The organism is Halalkalibacterium ligniniphilum (genome assembly GCF_000334155.1).
GTDB classification, from domain to species: domain Bacteria; phylum Bacillota; class Bacilli; order Bacillales; family Bacillaceae_D; genus Halalkalibacterium; species Halalkalibacterium ligniniphilum.
Genome location: NZ_ANNK01000149.1, coordinates 1 through 1,676, shown reverse-complemented (window position 1 = coordinate 1,676; position 1,676 = coordinate 1). Strand labels below are relative to the sequence as shown.

Below are 1,676 nucleotides of genomic sequence, written 5' to 3'. Positions count from 1 at the left end.
CTGAAAAGGTCTACTGTTTCCAGAGTCCATTCGTAGAGGAACCATTAACATCAAGTACTTATATGAATAGTGTGAAGGGACTGTCAAATTATAAAGAGAAACCCTTATTGAAATATAAGCTTTTGTTCCAGAAGTTTCTTTCTTTTATAGATGATTGATGCATTCTGAACGACTTATATATTGGCAAATCATTAGCAAGATTGTATAACGGAAAGAAACAAGCAAACAAAGAAAGAAAGCCCTCCTATAAGAGAGCTTTTAATCTCAGCCTTATTTGTGATATTTTTTCAAAGCAGTCAGCTCGAGCGCCTAGCCGCTCGAGGTTACTTCAGCCAGTGAAAGTCCGCCTAAAATCTAACAACACGTTGACAGGCTTCCAGTACTTGTCGCGGTTGAACAAGACGCTTTCGCTTTTTGCTTACTTTTACAAGGCAACTTCGCTTCCTAGAAACTTCTTTCTAGTAGTCATGATCTCTCATCATCGCAGCCCCGACGATAATTAACAAAATGAACAAAACAACGATTAAAGCAAATCCGTCACATTTGCGTTGACCGTAACCAGCAGCTGGTGCATATTGACCAGCAACTGGTCCGCCATAACCATATCCATAATCGTGACCCATAATACAGCCTCCTCCCGTTAAGAAGTTCATTACCTCATGCTTATTAGTCCATGATGAAAGATAAAAGTAAAAGATTTAACCATTCAATACCTTTCAAATGAGGACTAAGTTATTTTATGAACAAAGGTAAAAAGTGAATGTGCTTCTAGCGGAATGTTAGATAAAACGATCGAATTCATTAGGGGCTGATTTGATATTGTTTTACTTAAAAAATACGTCTTCTAAAGCGGAATGAAAAAATAGATGCAATTAAGAAAAAAGGAATAAATATTCGTCTAAAAAAACGGTCACGAATAAACATTCCTCGAGTTTGATTGACCCCATCTATTGACCCTCTATACACTCTACCATCATGATCACGCACCTCAACCTCATGCCCATAGTGTTGCATAATTAAATTGTGCACCTGTATACCTCCTTTCTTGAGAATCGTTTGTTAACTGATAGAAGGTAAGCTTACTAAACGAGTACCTTCCATGAACATTGCTACATAGCAATATCCAATAGTAAAATATGTATAATTTTGAGAACGGAGTAGACAAACACATCGACTGAGCATTAAAATCCACTCTTGTATATAAAAAGAAGATTTTTGGATACAAGATTTCAGAATATAGCAGGATGTTTGTTCAATTTTTCATAAAGCCTTTCGCATACATGCAGGAGTGAAGAAAAAATTCATACTATAGAAAAGGAGACGATTTGCGTTAGTCGTTGTCCTTTTCTTCGATCATATCTATCTTAAAGGTTTGCAAAATCAGTAATTAAAAATCAAAAAGCACCTTTCAGCAATCGCTGAAAGGTGCGTCATTATTAGGATTCATCTGGAGCTTCCAAGCGGACTTGAACCGCTGACCCCTACCTTACCATGGTAGTGCTCTACCGACTGAGCTATGGAAGCAAAATGGCTCCACAGGTAGGACTCGAACCTACGACCGATCGGTTAACAGCCGATTGCTCTACCACTGAGCTACTGTGGATTAGTGTGCTTGGCAACGTCCTACTCTTGCAGGGGGAAGCCCCCAACTACCATCGGCGCTGAAGAGCTTAACG

Annotated in this window: 2 protein-coding genes and 2 tRNA genes; all 4 read right to left on the bottom strand. The window is 38.8% G+C overall.

Annotated elements, in window-relative coordinates; translation table 11 throughout:
• Positions 1-458 precede the first annotated feature (458 nt).
• Positions 459-623: a YjcZ family sporulation protein gene (locus tag BLT_RS22785; RefSeq protein ID WP_017729220.1), complete on the bottom strand. Its 165-nt coding sequence runs from the start codon at positions 621-623 to the stop codon at positions 459-461.
• Positions 624-828: 205 nt separating this feature from the next.
• On the bottom strand, positions 829-1,029 hold the full coding sequence (locus BLT_RS0118435) for a hypothetical protein (RefSeq protein WP_017729219.1): 201 nt from the start codon (positions 1,027-1,029) through the stop codon (positions 829-831).
• 419 nt (positions 1,030-1,448) lie between these two features.
• A tRNA-Thr gene (locus BLT_RS0118430) sits at positions 1,449-1,524 on the bottom strand.
• Positions 1,525-1,528: 4 nt separating this feature from the next.
• Positions 1,529-1,603, bottom strand: a tRNA-Asn gene (locus BLT_RS0118425).
• Positions 1,604-1,676: the final 73 nt, after the last annotated feature.

Coding starts and splice junctions, on each gene's coding strand:
- BLT_RS22785 (WP_017729220.1), bottom strand. CDS start 623: ATGGGTCACGATTATGGATATGGTTATGGCGGACCAGTTGCTGGTCAA.